The organism is Prosthecobacter sp., from assembly GCF_044222345.1.
In the GTDB taxonomy this organism is placed as follows: domain Bacteria; phylum Verrucomicrobiota; class Verrucomicrobiia; order Verrucomicrobiales; family Verrucomicrobiaceae; genus Prosthecobacter.
The window spans coordinates 22,635-38,743 of the sequence record NZ_JBGANL010000025.1 but is presented as its reverse complement, the minus strand read 5'-3'; the positions used below and the strand labels follow the sequence as shown (position 1 = coordinate 38,743).

The following is a 16,109-nucleotide window of genomic DNA, read 5'->3' as shown; positions in this document are numbered from 1 at the left end:
GGCGGGGGGAGGTGGGAGTGCCCATCGGACTTCCTGAAATTTTAATCTCTCTCGCGTTGCAAATCGCAATCCCGGAAGCATTGCTGTTTTGCATGAGGTCACTCCGGCTGCTTCTTCTTTTTTCGCTCAGTCTCGTCAGTTGCAACACGGTGAAAAACACGGGCAACAATGCGTTTCATTACAGCCGCAGGTTTGTGACCAGTGACATCCCACGGGCCTCGCGCTTTGTGTGGAAAGGGGTGACGGGATTGTTTGGCCCGAACGACAACTCCTTCTGGTATGCGGATGAGATGCGCGGCAAGCCCAGCGTGGTGATCAATCTCAGCGAGCAGATGGTGTACCTCTTCAAGCGGGGCGAACTGGCGGGTGGCTCGCCCATTTCCTCCGGGGCGGAGGGGTATGACACGCGGCCCGGCAAGTACCATGTGATGGAGAAGGACATCGGCCACAAATCCTCCATCTACGGCGACTACGAGGACTACCAGGGCAATGTGATCATGCAGAACATCGACAACCGCAAGGACCGCAGGCCGCCGGGCACGCGGTTTGAAGGGGCGAAGATGTACTACTTCATGCGCATCTATGGCGGGGTGGGCATGCATCAGGGGTATCTGCCCGGCTACGCCGCATCGCATGGCTGCATCCGCCTGCCGGGGCACATGGCGGAGAAGTTTTTCCGCGAGGTGCACGTGGGCACGCCGGTACAAGTGGTGCCGTAGGATAGGAGTTTTTAAGTTGGGGCGAGGGTGGATTAATATAGGTTGCCGGAGGTGGGCTGAGTCCCAAGGTGGCGGGAGGAAGCCAACTGCACTGACCATGACGACGAAGACCTGCCTGTTCATTCTGGGCTCAGTGGCGCTGATGGAGATCAGCGCACGGAGCCAGTTCATCAAAGACCGGAGTGATCTGCCGGAACTGGCGCAGGCGGCGGGGAGCCGGCTGGCGGTTGATTATGAAAAGAAGTGGCTGGCGTGGTGCGAGCGGGTGTGCATCCAGCCGTTTGCGGCGAGGCCTGGCGGCAGCGCTGAGGTGAAGGAGAGGGCTGTGAAGGTGGTGCGGCGCGGGATTCCGCTGCTGAAAAATCATGCTGAACGTGATTTCAGCTACAGCTCTGCGAACCTGGCCAGCGACTGCGCGGAACTGATCAAGCAGGGGGTGGATGATCCGCTCCTCTACTGGCTGCAGTGCTGGGCCATCCATGACAGCACGCGTGATTTCCCTGCATGTGCGGCGGCCTTTAAACGTGGCTACAATCACAAGCTGGCGCAGACGATCCTGCCTACGGTGCGCTACCTTCTTATCGTCACCTTTGAGGACATCCGCCGTGATGCCGGGCAAAAGGGAGATGACAGGACCTATGACCGGACGCTGATGGAGTGTGCGAGGCTCTCGCTGCTGGACGGCAGCTACCTTGAGGAAGATGAGGAGATCCTGGCGGAGAACCTGGTGCCGCTGTTTTATGAAGAGGTCTTCACCACGGATGAAAAGAAGGTGGCGGAAATCTGTGAGACGCCGCTGAAGTCGAAGTATGCGCAGCTGATGCTGAAGGGGGCGTTTGAACTGCGCAAGGGAAGGCTGGGCGAGGGCTCTGCCGGAGACCCGTTTGACGGGAAGGTCGGTGCAGAGCACTCGAAGAAAGCGGCGGAGAAATTCCGCGCGGCCTGGGAGCTGCGGCCTGAATACCCGCAGCCGGCGACGAACATGCTGGACCTCAGCATCGTGGCAGGGAAAGTGGTGGAGGAGGACAGTGCTGAATGGCTCAACCGGGCGCTGACGGCGCAGTTTGACTATCTGCCTGCCTACAAGGCGTGGCTGAACGGGCTGCTGCCGCGCTGGGGTGGACGCCATGAGAAGATGCTGGATTTTGGCATCATGTGCGCCCGCACGCACCGCTACGACACGCAGGTGCCGTATTACTTTTTCAAGATCCTCGGGGATGTGCTGGATGAATCCAATATGGGACGGAAGGTGTTTGAGGATGTCATCGTGAAGGAGACCACGCTGGCGCTGTCCGAACAAAAAGTGAAGGACGCGCGGAACGAGGTGCAGCGGGAGAATGCGCTGTCCATGCTGGGCATCCATGCCTGGGCCTGTGAGGAGTATGCGCGGGCCACGGAGGTGCTCAAATCCCAGCCGAAGCGATTCAACCGGCCTGCCATCATCGTGATGCTGCCGTTCAAAACGAACGAGCGCGACATCCGCGGCGAGTCCGAGCTTTATGCCCATGATTGGAAGGATGAATGGGAGAAGGCGGAGTCTGCGTGGAAGGCCAAACGACTGGAGGAAGCGGTGCGCCTGTACGAAGCGCTGCTGGCGAAGCCGGGCGGCAGTGACAATGAACTGGTGGCCTCCAAGCTGGCGTCGGTGCGATTTGAGCAGGAGTTCGCCAAGGGCGGGTGGGTGTCGCTCAACATCGAGCCCCGGCTGCTGTGCTGGCAGCTGGACAAAGGGAACTGGACCGCGACGGAGGAGGGCGTGCTGACGAACGTGGGCATGGGTGATTCGGCATTCATCCTGCACAACGGACGGATCGGTGATGATTTTCAGATGCGCGGGGTGTTTGAAATCAAGGGGGCGCGTGCCGAGGCGGGCATGGGGGTCATGCTGGGCTACGGACGCGATGAGGAGTCGGCGCGCTGGGTCAGCTGCGTGCATCAGTTCGAAAGAATCGGGAGCCGGGTGGAGATGCTGGACGGGAAGTTTGACTCGACGGTGGACGATGCGCTGCTGGGGGATGGCGTCGGGCGTTTCGAATTTGAAATCATCTGTCACGACGGGCGCATCACGTATGCGGTCAACGGCTGCAAAGTGTACACCGACTGCACGGCCTATGACACGCTGGAGCCTTTCCCGCCGCTGAAACGGATGCGTGACGGACGTGTGGGGCTGGGGCATCTGCTCTGCCCCAGCGGCGCGACGACGCGCCTGCTGAAGGCCGAGGCCCGCCGCCTGCCGGATGACTACACGCTGCGGCCCGCAAGCGGGGCGCTGCCCGGAGACACGAAGATGACGGCGCAGCAATTGCTGGACTATCTGGATGAAACGACGTGGAGCTTCAGCAAGGCGGAGAATGAGCCGGAGTTTGCGGAGGTGACGTTCCGTGCCAGCGGCCGCGAGTTCCGGTTTTTCAAAGCGCCGGATGAAAGGCAGATGCACCGCTTTGCAGTGAAGGACGGCCAGACCCTGCGGCTGGCGCAGGATCGCAAGCTGGTCTTCAATGCGGACCACAGCGGGTTCGTGATTCAAAACTGGCCAGGGAAGGGGGAGCAGCGGTACTGCCGCCTGAAAAGCCGCCCGCAGCCGGAGGCCTCACTGGTGGTGCTGCGCAAGGCGGTGACGAAAGAGGAGGTGAGCGCCGCCCGCAAGGCGCGCTGGCAGCACACGCACTGGAAGCGCGGTGACTCCACGCTGGAGTTTTTCGATGACGGACGCTGGCACGAGGACTGGGTGGTGCGCCCGTGGGATGGCAAATGGATGGTGCAGTCCGACGACGAGGCCGTCGTGGTGAAGGGTGACAATGACGTGCAGCACTTCCACATCTCGCAGGACGGGCAGACGCTGAGACGGTCTGACGGGACGGAGTGGAAGCGGGTGCCGTAGGGGTGGAGGCTTGCAGTTACTTGGGCGAAAGGATTTCGTGCAGCACTTCGGCGAGCTGGCCTTCGGTGAAGGGTTTGTCGAGCCGATGGGTCACGCCGAGGGCTTTCATTTCTGCGGCCTGGGGATCTTCCATGCGGCCGCTGGCGACGACGACGGGGATGTCCGGCAGGAGCAGGCGGAGCACGCGTACAAAGGCGAGGCCGTCCATGTGGGGCATGTGCAGGTCTGTGATGATGGCACGGAGGCCGGCCTTGTGACGCATGGCCAGCTGCAGACCGTCCGCGCCGTCTGTGGCGGTGACAGGGTTGAAGTTCAGCCGCTGCAAAACCACGCCGGCCATCTCGCGTACGGCGGCTTCGTCATCCACGAGAAGGATGGTTTCCCCCTGGCCACGGCATGAGACCGCTGCTGCGGGCGCGAAGGGCACGCCACCTTCCGCCACACTGGCCGGGAGGCAGGCGGTGAAGGTGGAGCCCAGGCCCGGCTGCGAAGAGGCCTGCAGGAATCCGCCATGGCTCTTCACAATGCCCATGACGGTGGAGAGGCCGAGGCCGGTGCCTTTGTCCGGGCTTTTGGTGGTGAAGAAAGGGTCGAAAATCCGCTCGAGGATTTCCTTGGGAATGCCGGTGCCGGTGTCGTGCACGCGGAGCGCCACATAGCTGCCGGGGCGGGCATCGGGCACGGAGCTGGCAAAGGCTTCATCCACCACGAGGGGCTGTGCCTCCAGGGTGAGGGTGCCGCCGGTGGGCATGGCATCGCGGGCGTTGACGCACAAGTTCAGCAGCACCTGGTGCAACTGCGTGGTATCTCCGAGCACGGCGGGAAGCTCGGTCGCGCTGGTGACCACCAGCTGGATGTTTTTTGGGAAGCTGCTTTGCATCAGCTTCTCCATTTCCCTGACGAGATGCGCCACCTGAAGGAGCACGCGCTCTCCTTCCGCGCCTTTGGCGAAGGTGAGGAGCTGGCGCACCATCTCCGCGCCGCGTCTGGCGCTGGCTTCAAACATGTCCAGAATCTGCGACTCCTGGGGGCACCTCATTTTGAGCAGCTCCACCCCCATGAGGATGGGGGCGAGGGCGTTGTTCAGATCATGCGCCACGCCGCCGGAGAGCGTGCCGATGGCCTCCATGCGCTGGGAGCGCAGGGCGAGGCTTTCCATGTTTTTGCGTTCGGCGAGGTTGCGGCTGCGCTCGAGCTCCATGGCGACGCGCTGGGCGATGATGCGCAGGATTTCCTGATCCTCCTCGATGAACTCATGCGGGGTGGGGTGGATGAGGCAGGTGACGGCGACGACGTTGCCGTGGGCGTCCAGCGAGGGGATGCCGCAGTAGGCGCTGGCATGGTGGTCGCGGACAAAGGATGAACGGGGGAAGCGCTCCTGCACCTGATTGCAGACGCTGAGTTTTTTGCTGTCTACCACCAAGGAACAGGGGCTGGTGGAAAGTGGCACACTGCCTGCGTCATGCTTGATCTGGCCGTTGATCCACACGACCTTGATCTGCAGCTCCTGGCCGACGACTTCGGAGAGGCAGACCACGGGGACGTCAAAGAGCTTGGCGATCATGCGCACGACCTCCTCGAACACGACGCCGGGATCTCCCGAGAGCTGCATGCTGAGCTCAGAGAGGAGGTGCAGCTTGCGGAGATGCGCGGCATCCCGCTCCTGAGCCTGCCTGCGCTCGGTGATGTCCTGCACGGTGCCGAGGGAGTGGAGGGGCCTGCCGGCGGCGTCATAAACCGTCTCACAGCGCTCCTCCACGAACTTGATGCGACCGTCTGGCAGCAGCAGCCGGTGCTCGATCTCATAGGTGGTGTGGTCGCGCACAGACTCCTCGTAGGCGCGGGTCACAAGGCTGCGGTCTTCGGGGTGGACAGCCTGGATGAATGAATCATAGGATGCCTGGAAGGTGTGGGGATCCTGCTCAAAGATCCGGAAGATTTCGTCCGACCATTTCAGGTGGTTGTCGACGAGATCCAAATGCCAGCTGCCCATCTGGCCGATGCGCTGGGCCTCACGCAGCTGCGCCTCCCGCTCCTGCAGTGCGCTGGTGCGCTGGGCGACGAGCTGCTCGAGCTCCGTGTTGAACTGACGGATCTCTTCTTCCGCCTGCTTCCGGGCGGTGATGTCTGCGCGGATGGCGATGTATTGCACGGGCCTGCCGTCTGCGCCGAGGAAGGGGACAATGGTGGTGTCCACCCAGTAAAAGGAGCCGTCTTTGGCACGGTTTTTGATCTCGCCTTTCCAGACATTTCCGCTGCTGATGGTGTGCCACAGCGCATCGATGAAGTCTTGCGGATGATGCTTGGGATTGATGAGGCCATGCCCCTGGCCGAGAAGCTCCTCACGCGCATACCTGGAGATGGCGCAGAACTTGTCGTTCACATAGGTGATGATGCCGCGTGCGTCTGTGACGGCGACGATGGCGTGCTCATCGAGTGCGGACTTGAAATCCTCCAGCACCTGCTCGGCACGTTTGCGATCGGTGATGTTGATCTGGGCAATGACGGCGCCGCCTTCCTTCCTGGACAAAGGGGAGACCTGCATGGTGAACCAGCGGAGCTCGGTGGGCGAATGACAGGCGTATTCGTATTTGAAAGTCGGCTGTGAATGATCCAGCACGCTGCGCAGACCCTCCATGACGTGCCGCGCTTCATCGCCGAGCTCCTGCATCGAACGCTGGCAGACATCGAGGTAATTGGCGCCCACGCCCACGGCGGAAAGGGAGGCGTCCGCCCCGTTTTCCAGTGCGAAGCGCTCCCAGCCATCGTTGATGGTGATGATGGTGCCATGGCGGTCCACGACGGCGATGTTGGCCATCATGGAATTGATCACGGCGCGGTTCAGAGCCTCGCTGTCGCGCAAGATGCGTTCGAGGTCGTGCTCCTTGGTGGCATCCCGGAAGATCAGCACGACGCCGATGATGCGGCCTGCGGGATCGCGGATGGGAGCGGCGCTGTCGGTGATGGGCCGCTCGGTGCCATCGCGGGAGATGAGGACGGTGTGATTGGCGAGGCCGTGGATTTCGCCGGTGGCCAGCACGTCATCCACGGGGATGAGGGCGGGCGCACGGGTTTCTTCATTGATGATGTGAAAGACTTCATCCACCGGACGCCCCAGCGCCTCGGCCAGGGTCCAGCCGGTGAGGTGTTCCGCGATGGGATTCAGACGCGTGATGCGCCGCTGTGCGTCCGTGGCCAGCACGGCATCGCCGATGGAGTTGAGCGTGACGGAGAGCTTTTCCTCGCGGGAGCGGAGGATTTCAGCGGCGGCTTTCTGCTCGGTCACGTCGCGTGCGGTGGCAATGACGACCTCGCCGGGCTGCGGGACGGACTTCCACCAGAAGAGGCGGGAGGAGCCGTCCTTGAGCAGGCAGCGGTTTTCAAACTGAAGGACGCCCTCGCCTCCGGCCATCTGGCGCGCGACTTCGGCCTGCGTGGCGGCGCGATCATCCGGGTGCACAAACTCGATGTAGGGGCGCGAGGTCAGCTCCCTGGCGCTCCAGCCCAGAATTTGGGTGAAGGCGGGATTGACGCGTTTGAGGTAGCCGTCTGCGCCGATGATGCAGAGCATGTCCAGCGGCACGGTGAAGAAGAGCTCGCGCTCCGCCTCGGCCTGCTGGCGTTTTTCGAAATCGCGCCGGACGAGGAAGCTGGCAAAGCCGATCATGCCGAGGGAGAGGATGCCGCCGAAGGCCACGATGGTCATCGTGGTGGTGGAGAGCTTTCTGGACCGGGTCTTGATGTCCGGGATGAGCTGGCTTTCCTCGGCCTTGAGGGCGATGATCACTTTGCGGATTTCCTCCATGGTCTGCATGCCCTGGCCCTGGCTGATGAACTGAAGTGCTGCGGTGGCATCACTGCTGCGGCGCAGTTTGATCACCTCGCCGGCATGATTGAGTTTTTCTTGAACCAGCGGCTCCAGAGCCGCCAGGCGCTGCTGCTGCCGGGGATTCTCAGACATCAAACGTTTCGCTGTCGCGAAGGCTTTTGGCACCGCGATGATACCTGCCTGATAGGGGTGCAGGAATGACTCATCCCCGGTGATGACAAACCCGCGGTTGGCCGTTTCAATGTTGAGCATTTCCACGAGGATCTCGTCGAGGGTGTCATTGACACGGTGGGTGTGGTCAAAGGAGTCAAAGGTGGCCCCATTTTCATGCTCGCTCCACCAGGCGCTGACACCGGTGAGGAGCAAGAAGACCAGAGCGATGAGAAATCCCGCCTGAATTTTATGTTGGATCAGCACTTTTTACATAGGGAGGGCGGGGTCCAGTTCTTTCATAGCCATGGATTTAACCAGGGTGAAATGATGCTGGAAGGGGGCGCGGCTTGCTGGCTGCGGAGCTTTCAATCCTGGGAGGGCTAGCGGCGCTCTGCGACGAAGATGGTGTGCGTGCAGCGTTTGGCCTGCGGGTAGGCTTTGGCGGCGACGGTTTCGACTTTGAAGCCTGCTTTGGAGAGGCGTTTGGCGAAGGCGTGATCCGTGCTGGCGGACCAGAAGGTGACGCGGCCGCCGGGCTTCAGGGCGTGGGTGATGGCGGAGAAGCCCTGGGTCTGATAGAGGCGTGAGTTGCCGTCCTGCACCATGGCGATGGGGCCGTTGTCCACATCGAGGAGGATGGCGTCGTAGTGGCCTTTGGGGGCGCGGGAGATGACCTGGAAGACATCGTCTACGGTGATCTCGACGCGCTTGTCGTCGAGGAGGTGGCCGTTGACGGCGGTGAGAAATTCACGGTTCCAGGCGACGACCTGGGGCAGCAACTCGGCGACTTGCACGTGGGCGGCGGGGCTGACGAGTTCCAGCACACGGCGCAGGGTAAAGCCGAAGCCGAGGCCGCCGATGAGGACGCGGGGCGTGCCTGAGCCTAGGCGTGCGCAGGCGAGCTCTGCGAGGACTTTTTCGGACTCGGAGGCATTGGTGCCCATGAGGGGCTGGCGGTTGACGCGCAGATAGAAATTTGAATCGTGCGAATGCAGGGTCAGCTCCGCGCCGTCAGGCGTGTGGGAAGTGGCCAGCAGAAGGAAGGGTTTCATGGGGAGGTCGGCACCCGTGAAAGACATGGGGCTCCACGGCCTGTGACAGGAGCGCGGAGAGGGCTGGGTGCAATGGTGAATGACCAGAATTGGATGGCCGCAAAAAGACGCAAAGAAGGGACGCAAAAAGGCGGGGAAGCACCTCTTCCTTGCTGGGCATGCCATCAGGCGCGTTTCGAGTTCTTGTGCAGCCATTCTGCATAGGCTGCTTCAGTCGTCTCTCCCGCAGCCAAGGCCAGGGTTTGCAACACAGCATCGGCTTCGGTGGCGTGGAATTCGCGGCCGTTGCGTTCGAGAAAGCCTGCGCCGAGCATGAAGCCTGTACGCTTGTTGCCATCGAGGAAGGGATAGTTTTTCACGATGCCTGCGGCATAGGCTGCCGCCATCTCTGCAAGGGTGAGCTTGCCGTAGTGGAACAATTGCTGGGGCCTGGAGATGGCGGACTCCAACAGATGCTCGTCACGCAGGCCTGCGATACCGCCGTAGTCCGAGAGCATCATGTCATGCAATGCAAGGCACTCCTCACGGGTCAGCCAGTAGGGCTCTTTCATTTGGCCAGCTCGCGAAGGGTGTTGCGATAGCGGCGGTTCAGGCTTTCAAAGACGGCCATGGTTTTGGCGAACTCGGGGTTGCCTGCAGTGAGCCGGATGCCGTCCTGAGATTCAGTGAGTGTGACCGTGTCTCCCTCCTCCACTTTGAGGTGAGCCAGTGCTTGCTTCGGCAGCACAAGGCCGACGGCGTTGCCGACTTTGCGAAGTTTGAGTTCGAAGGCCATGTGGAAGTGTGATTGCGGATATTGTTACGTCAAGGGTGTTCCTGGCTCGATTGTTTTGGAGTCAGAACACCGAAGTGGACAAATGCTCGCCAATGGTCAGTATCAATTCACAATGAGTTTCTTTTCCCTCGAATTATGCGCTGGTGGTGGTGGTCAGGCCCTTGGCTTGGAAGGAGCAGGTTTTCACCACGTCGCTGTCGTGGAATATGAGCCGCAGTTCTGTACCACGCTGCGGTTAAATCGTCCTCACTGGAATGTTATTCAGCAGGACATCCGCGAATTTCAGCCCAACACTTTTGGTGATGTGGATTTGATTGCTGGAGGGGTTCCATGTCCTCCATTCAGTGTCGCGGGTAAGCAATTGGGTGGAGACGATGAACGCGATATGTTTCCCACCGCACTCAATATAATCGCGAAAATCAAGCCTCGTGCTGTCATGCTGGAAAATGTGCAGGGGCTGGCTTCGAAAAAGTTTACCGAATACCGAAACGAACTGCTGAAACGCTTTTCTAAACTAGGCTATGAAGCGGAGTGGCGTGTGCTGCAAGCTTCCGATTTTGGTGTGCCACAATTGCGTCCTCGATTCATTCTCGTTGCCATGCGGCCCGATGATATGATGCACTTCATGTGGCCTCGCGGTACCGACCTTGCACCGACGGTTGGAGAGACATTGGTGGACCTCATGGGGGCCAATGGCTGGCTGGGTGCGGAAGAATGGATGGAGCGAGCCAATCGTATAGCTCCTACTTTGGTTGGCGGTTCAAAAAAACACGGGGGCCCGGACCTTGGTCCGACACGTGCCAAACGCCAGTGGCGCGAGCTTGGTGTTGATGGCATGGGTCTCGCTGACGAGGCTCCAGATGTCACTTACCCAGAAGATAAAATGCCAAGACTGACAGTTCGTATGGTGGCTCGTATCCAAGGCTTTCCTGATGAATGGCAGTTTAGTGGCAAAAAAACCGCCGCCTACCGCCAGGTGGGCAATGCATTCCCGCCCCCCGTTGCCAAGGCGGTAGGCCGACGCATCATTGCAGCCTTCAAAAGGAGGCGAATTTCAGAAACTGACGAGCCTGTCGAATCTCAGATGCGACTTCTCGAAGAAACCACCACCAAGAAACCATGGAAAAAAAGCCAGGCTCCAAAGCACTGATTCTCGCATACCTTCTTCAGCACAAAGGAGAGGTGGTTAGCAGTAAACAACTTCAAGATGCCTCTGGTGGAGCTTCCGAGTGGGCACGTCGAACGCGAGAACTGCGCGATGAAGAAGGTTACGACATCCTGTCTCACAAGGACAGAGCCGACCTAAAGCCCGGTCAGTACATCCTTGTCAGTGATAAGCGCCGACCTGCATTCAAGCGTGGTATCTCCAAGGAAACCCGTGCCATCGTCTTAGAACGCAATGGCTACACCTGCCAGATGTGCGGAGTTGCCGCTGGTGATCCTGACCCATTCAATACGAACCGGACTATTCGTCTCACTCTTGGGCATATAAAAGATAAATCCAAAGGAGGTGAAGACATACCCTCCAATTTGCGTGCCATGTGCAGCAATTGTAACGAGGGACTTCAGAACGCAGCGCCCATCAAACCTGATCGCCTTCAACTCCTCTCCCAGATCAGGCGTGCGACGATTGATGATCAGAAAGAAGTGTTGGAGTGGATGCTAAGGAAATTCAAGCTGCGGGCTGTTATCGATGAGTAAGCGGCTCTGCGGGCAAGACTGTTCACACTACAGCTTATGATGAACAGGCCCAAGGAGATTGAAATTTCCGCCTACCGTTTCGCCTTGGCGGCGATGGCTTTGTAGTAGCTTTCGATGGCGGCGCGGTATTCGGGGGCGGCTTCGCTTCTTGTGGCTTCGGTGAGGTCGTCGGCCATCTTTTGGGGGAGGTGGCCCCAGTCGCCTTTGACGAGGATGGTGCCCTCTCCGAGGACGCCGTCCTGGAGCTGGGTGGACTGGTTGCCGCCTTCGGCGGACTGGGCCTGGGAATTTTGACCCTGCTGCTTCTGATTTTGCGCCTGCTGCTGGCCGGGCTTCTGGCCGGGGGCCTGGCCCTGATTGCGGGAGTCGGCCATGCTTTGCTGCTGGGCCTGCTGGGCGTTGCTGAGGCTCTGCTGCGCGGATTGCTGGCTGCCTTCGGGCTTGCCGCCCTGGGATTGCTGCTGCTGGCCGTTTTGCTGCTGATTTCCCTGCATGGGGTGGAGCTGGGCATCGAGCTGATCGAGGGCCTGGGCGAGCATCTGGCCCTGAAGCTGTTCGAGGGGGGAGGCGAGCATGGGAGGGGAGGTCTTGCTGGCGGTGGCTTCGGCGGCTTTGGCTGCCTGGGCGGCGTTGGCGAGGCTCTGCTGCGCGGCCTGGGGATTGGGCACGGGATTGGCCTGGGTGGCCTCTGCCTGCTGACCGGCCTGCTGGAGCTGATTGCTGGCCTGCGCGACCTGCTGGGCGGCTTCTTTATCGCCAAGGCGCTGCTGATGGCGTGAGACGCGGGCGAGATCGCTGGCGGCTTGTTTTTGCGCCATGCCGTTTTGCACGGCCTGCTGGGTTTCTTTGGCGACGGCCTGCTCGGCAAGCTGGGCGGTGGCCTGTGCGGCATCCGCGAGGGCCTTCTGCATGGACTGGTTTTTGGGCAGTTCTTTTTCCAAGGCTTCAAGCACGGCCTGCGGGTTTTGCGTGGCGTCCTTGGCCATTTCGGCGAGCTGCTGGGCGCGCTGGTAGGCTTCATCCAGCGGCTCCTGCACGCCGAGGTCCTGCTCCATCTGCTGCATGGCGGCCTGCTCGGCTTCGGTGAGCTGCTGGCCGTCTTCGACCTTCTGCATGTTTTGCGCGAGCTGCTCAAGCGCCTGCGCGGTCTGCTGCTGGGCATTGGCGGCGGACTGCAGGGCCTGGGCCTGGGGCTTGCTCTGAGATGCCTGGGCGGCCTGCTTCAAATTTTGCGCAATTTGAGGGGTCTTCTGCTGAATCTGCGCGAGGGCGACATCCGCGGTGCGGGCGAGCTGGGCTTCGGCCTGCTTGGTCAAGTCAGACGCGTTGGCTTCCTGGCGAAGGGCGGCCTGCAGGGCGGCCATTTTCTCGGCGTTTTCGGCGGCTTCGGGGCGGAGTGCCTGGGCTTTTCCGGCGACTTCAGCGACGGGCTTTTCGGCCTTGGCGGCATCGGCGGCGGTCTGGGTTTCCTGCTGGGTCTTTTTGAGATCGGCGGCCACGCGTTTCATCATGTCGCTGACTTCCGGGGTGAGTGAGGCGAGCTGGGCGCGTGCGGCATCCACCTGCGGCTGAAGCTGGGCGGCGAGCTCGCCGGCCTTCTGCTGGGCATCGGCGGTGGCCTGCTGGCCGGGCTGTGAATTGAGCTGCTGGCCGGGCTGCTGCTGCGAGGCTTCGCGGGCGAGGTTTTTGTTCTGCTCGGCGGCGTTGCGGGAGGCATCGCTGGCCTGTTGGGCGGCTTGGCGGAGGTTGTTCGCGGCCTGCGGATCTTTCTGCTGCATGGCATCGGCAATGCGGGCGCGGTTGATCTTGTCCGGCACCTGCTGGAGGGCCTCGGCGGCGGCGCGGGACTGGGCGGCGGTCTGGGTGAAATCCTGCTGGCTCTGCGGGCGGCTGCCTCCAGCTTGGGCGGCCTCCAGGGCCTGCGCGGCATCCTGTGCAAGGGCATCGGCTTCCAGGATGCGTGTGGCCAGATCGAGCTGCGAGGTCTGCTCCTTGAGATCTGCCATGGTCTTGGCGGCCGGAGAGGGCGGCCCATTGCTGCGCCGTGCTTGATCGGCCTCTTCCTGAGTAGGCAGGGGAATGCTCCCGGCTGCGGAGGCCTGGCGAGCGAGCTCGCCCACGGCGCGGCTGGCGCGATTCATGTCGAGCGCGGCCTGGGTGTTGGTGGCCTGGTTTTGCTCGCGCAGTTCGGCCTGGTCTTGGAGTTGTTTGGCGGCTTCGGTGAGCTGCTTCTCGGCACTCTTCAAGGCCATGAGGCCATCGTTGTCGTTCTTTTTTTTGTGACGTGGGTCACGTGCCTCATTTTCAGCTTCCGCAATATAGTACCGGGCCTTGACCAGCTTGGCCAGTGCAGGGTTTTCCTGGCGGGTGAGGTTTTCGCGGCGCTGCTGGGCTTCGTTGGCCGTTTGTTCGGCAATGTTGCGGGTCACTTCGGCGGCCTGCTGCAAACGGCTGCGCAGATTGTCGGATGCGCCATAGAGATGCTCAGGGCTTTTCGTTTGATCTTTCTTGTCCAGACTGCTGTCAAGATCAGCGGAGGTCTCGGCGACCTTTTTGTCGATGTCCTGAAACTGCCCGCGATTGCGGCCTTTCTGGGATTCATCGAGCTTGGCCAGATCCTTCTGCAAGGTCTTGGCCTGGGCCATGAGGGCGCGCTGCTGCTCCTGCCATTTGGGGCGCTGCTCGGCATCGCGGTTGGCCTGAAGGGAGGTCTCGGTGAGCATGCGGGACTGGCGCTGGAGCTGCTGGGACTCCTGTGCGGCGATCTTGGCGCTTTCTTCGGCGGCGAAGGCGCGGAGGGCATCGGCGATGACGCTGGCGTGGCCGGCGGCTTCACTGGCGGCGCGCTTGAGGGGCTCGGTGTTTTCGATCTCGTCGGCGTTGAGCTTTTCGAGGTCGGGAAGCTGCTCGCGGCGGAGCTGGGCGAGCTTTTTGCCAAGGAGCTGGGCTTCGGAGGCATCGAGCTGATTGGGGGCATCGCGGGCGGCGTCTTTGAGCGCGGTCCAGAGTTCTTCGGACTGGGCTTTGACCTGCTCGAGCTTTTCCTGGGCGGAGGCGAGGGCGTTGGCGGCATCGTCCCTGGCCTTGTCGGGGGCTTGGCGGGCGTTCTTTTCGGTCTTGCGGACTTTGTCGAGTTCCTTGCGCAGCTCGCGGGCTTGTTCATCGAGACGATCGGCCTTCAGGGCGAGGCGGCGCTGGCTTTCCGCCCAGTCGCGCTGGCGGGGATCGATGGTCTGCTCCAGGATGATGACGCGGACGGGCGGGGATTCGGCCTTCTGGCCTTTGAGGTCGGTGGCGATGAGCTTGATGAGGAGGGCGTCTCCGGTCTTCACGCCGAGAGGGGCGAGGGGGAGGAGGGTCTGCACGGTGGCCTCTTTCGCAGACTTGGTGATGGGGAGATCGCGCTCGGTCCAGTTGGCGCCATTGATGGCATGGGCGAGCTTCATGCCGCCGAGGCCGACATCATCCGTGGCGAAGCCGGCGAGGCGCACGGCTTCATCGGGCAGGAGTTCGATCTGCTCGGCGGGGTCGTTGATCTGCGCGATGGGCGGGAGATCGGGGATGGTGGTGATGCGCCAGGGGGTGCTTTCCTCATTGGTGAAGCCGGTTTCTTTGGACTTCAAGGTGACCTTCCATGAGCTGTGGGTGGCCTGCACGGCGATGTCTGCGGTAAGAAGGCCTTCGGGCGTGGTGGAGGAGGGCAGGGGCTTTTTCTCGGGGAGATCGGGGTTCAACTGGAAGTCGCTCTGCGAGACGGGCTGGTTGGTCTTGAGCGTGAGCTTGATGGTGGAGCCGTCGAGGGCTTCGAGGTCGCCCTGGTCTGCGGTGACCTTGGACTCCGGCCAGCCGGAATAGGCGGGCGGGAGGATGGTCTTGGTGAACTCGACGATGCGGGGCTGTGCGCGGGCGCTGAGGGTGCGCCAGGGGGTGATGGCGTCTGCGGCGTGGATGCGGTAGCGAACGTCCGTCTGGCCGACGGGGACGACGCCTTCAAAGCGTGCGGTGCCGATGGCGGAGAGCTCGGTGCGGCGGGGCTTGGAGCCTTCCACGGCGAACTCCAGGGTGACCTGTGCGGGCTGGGGGCCTTGGGTTTCGATGATGAGGGGGACCTCCGAGCCGATGGGGGCGAGGGCGCTGGCCTGCTGGGGCTCCAGGATGCGGATCTTGACGGAGGCGGGGCGTTCGAGATTGGCGAAGGGCAGGGCGGCGCGGACCATGAAGCCGCCAAGGTGCAGGCCGGGGACGAGGCAGAGAATGAGGATGGTGGCGGCGACTGAACCGACGGCGATGAACCAGGGGCGCAGGGCACAGGTGGGGAGCTTGCTATTCCAGTCGATGCTTTCGATGGAGGCGGCGACGTCGTCCTGAAGCTTTTCGCGGAACTCGACGGAGTCCTTCACATTCACGCCGCCTTTGGGATCGGCGAGTTCGACGGCGGCGAGCAGGCGCTCGCGCAGGGCGGGCTCTGCGGCCTCGATGAGCTTGGCGGTGCCTTCCTTGCCATGGGCCTGTGCGATGAAGCGCCATGCCACGCGCCATGCGGCGTAGGCAGCGCCACCGTAGGCGGCGAGGGTGACCCAAGGGCGCAATGCATCCGGCATGAACCATGCGCGGTCGAGCAGGGCGATGAGTGCGAAGGTCGAAAGAGCGAGGGTGGCGGCGCAGAGGGCCGCGCGCAGTTGCAGCAGCTTTTGACGGCGCAGGCGGAAGCGCTCCAGGGCTTCATGCGTGGCGGGACGGAGGGCGAGATTCATGCGAAGGGAATGTAACGCGGCAGGGAGAGGGTTCTTTGCGGGGAGAGGGTGACGTGAAAAGGAGCAAGTGAAAGGGGAAAAGGTGGGTGGGGGGGCGGACTGAAAAATGAGAACTGAAAACTGAAAATTTTTAAAATGGATGAGCAGAGGCGGCAGGCGGGGGCAGGGCGGGCTGCGGCCAAGGCTTGACCTTGGGAGGGGTTTTGGGTTTCATGGTGGGGAATTCGGAAGCAAACCAGAGGTGC

General features: G+C 61.8%; 9 protein-coding genes. 4 read left to right on the top strand and 5 right to left on the bottom strand.

The features are described 5' to 3' along the window. Positions 1 to 92: 92 nt before the first annotated feature. Both ACILSL_RS14620 and ACILSL_RS14615 read left to right on the top strand, forming a co-directional pair. Positions 93 to 719 (top strand): L,D-transpeptidase, encoded by a 627-nt coding sequence (locus ACILSL_RS14620; RefSeq protein WP_395732782.1) that lies wholly within the window; start codon positions 93 to 95, stop codon positions 717 to 719. Positions 720 to 816: 97 nt separating this feature from the next. Continuing rightward, complete coding sequence (locus tag ACILSL_RS14615; protein ID WP_395732781.1) at positions 817 to 3,600, top strand: hypothetical protein; 2,784 nt, start codon at positions 817 to 819, stop codon at positions 3,598 to 3,600. A gap of 16 nt (positions 3,601 to 3,616) precedes the next feature. Here ACILSL_RS14615 and ACILSL_RS14610 read toward each other — a convergent pair whose 3' ends face one another. From ACILSL_RS14610 to ACILSL_RS14595, 4 genes are all read right to left on the bottom strand, one after another. Then, complete coding sequence (locus tag ACILSL_RS14610; RefSeq protein ID WP_395732780.1) at positions 3,617 to 7,846, bottom strand: PAS domain S-box protein; 4,230 nt, start codon at positions 7,844 to 7,846, stop codon at positions 3,617 to 3,619. 116 nt (positions 7,847 to 7,962) lie between these two features. After that, positions 7,963 to 8,634 carry a spermine synthase gene (locus tag ACILSL_RS14605; protein WP_395732779.1) on the bottom strand — a complete coding sequence of 224 codons (672 nt, stop codon included), beginning with the start codon at positions 8,632 to 8,634 and terminating at the stop codon, positions 7,963 to 7,965. Positions 8,635 to 8,798: 164 nt separating this feature from the next. Then, positions 8,799 to 9,185 (bottom strand): type II toxin-antitoxin system death-on-curing family toxin, encoded by a 387-nt coding sequence (locus ACILSL_RS14600; RefSeq protein ID WP_395732778.1) that lies wholly within the window; start codon positions 9,183 to 9,185, stop codon positions 8,799 to 8,801. Then, positions 9,182 to 9,409 (bottom strand): AbrB/MazE/SpoVT family DNA-binding domain-containing protein, encoded by a 228-nt coding sequence (locus ACILSL_RS14595; RefSeq protein ID WP_395732777.1) that lies wholly within the window; start codon positions 9,407 to 9,409, stop codon positions 9,182 to 9,184. The genes ACILSL_RS14600 and ACILSL_RS14595 overlap by 4 nt, the downstream gene beginning before the upstream one ends. Positions 9,410 to 9,521: 112 nt before the next feature. Here ACILSL_RS14595 and ACILSL_RS14590 point away from each other — a divergent pair, with 112 nt between their 5' ends. Both ACILSL_RS14590 and ACILSL_RS14585 read left to right on the top strand, forming a co-directional pair. Beyond that, the gene (locus ACILSL_RS14590) at positions 9,522 to 10,559 is read left to right on the top strand and encodes a DNA cytosine methyltransferase (RefSeq protein WP_395732806.1); all 1,038 of its coding nucleotides are present in this window, start codon (positions 9,522 to 9,524) and stop codon (positions 10,557 to 10,559) included. Beyond that, positions 10,529 to 11,110 carry an HNH endonuclease gene (locus tag ACILSL_RS14585; RefSeq protein WP_395732776.1) on the top strand — a complete coding sequence of 194 codons (582 nt, stop codon included), beginning with the start codon at positions 10,529 to 10,531 and terminating at the stop codon, positions 11,108 to 11,110. The genes ACILSL_RS14590 and ACILSL_RS14585 overlap by 31 nt, the downstream gene beginning before the upstream one ends. Positions 11,111 to 11,181: 71 nt before the next feature. Here the strand turns inward: ACILSL_RS14585 and ACILSL_RS14580 are convergent, their stop codons facing one another. Further along, entirely contained in the window at positions 11,182 to 15,864 is a 4,683-nt protein-coding gene (locus tag ACILSL_RS14580) for a hypothetical protein (protein ID WP_395732775.1), read from the bottom strand. Positions 15,865 to 16,109: the final 245 nt, after the last annotated feature.

Excerpts from the sequence above, each read along its gene's own strand:
- ACILSL_RS14600 (WP_395732778.1), bottom strand. The coding sequence starts at position 9,185 with ATGAAAGAGCCCTACTGGCTGACCCGTGAGGAGTGCCTTGCATTGCAT.
- ACILSL_RS14580 (WP_395732775.1), bottom strand. The coding sequence starts at position 15,864 with ATGAATCTCGCCCTCCGTCCCGCCACGCATGAAGCCCTGGAGCGCTTC.
- ACILSL_RS14590 (WP_395732806.1), top strand. The coding sequence starts at position 9,522 with ATGAGTTTCTTTTCCCTCGAATTATGCGCTGGTGGTGGTGGTCAGGCC.
- ACILSL_RS14620 (WP_395732782.1), top strand. The coding sequence starts at position 93 with ATGAGGTCACTCCGGCTGCTTCTTCTTTTTTCGCTCAGTCTCGTCAGT.
- ACILSL_RS14605 (WP_395732779.1), bottom strand. The coding sequence starts at position 8,634 with ATGAAACCCTTCCTTCTGCTGGCCACTTCCCACACGCCTGACGGCGCG.
- ACILSL_RS14615 (WP_395732781.1), top strand. The coding sequence starts at position 817 with ATGACGACGAAGACCTGCCTGTTCATTCTGGGCTCAGTGGCGCTGATG.
- ACILSL_RS14595 (WP_395732777.1), bottom strand. The coding sequence starts at position 9,409 with ATGGCCTTCGAACTCAAACTTCGCAAAGTCGGCAACGCCGTCGGCCTT.
- ACILSL_RS14585 (WP_395732776.1), top strand. The coding sequence starts at position 10,529 with ATGGAAAAAAAGCCAGGCTCCAAAGCACTGATTCTCGCATACCTTCTT.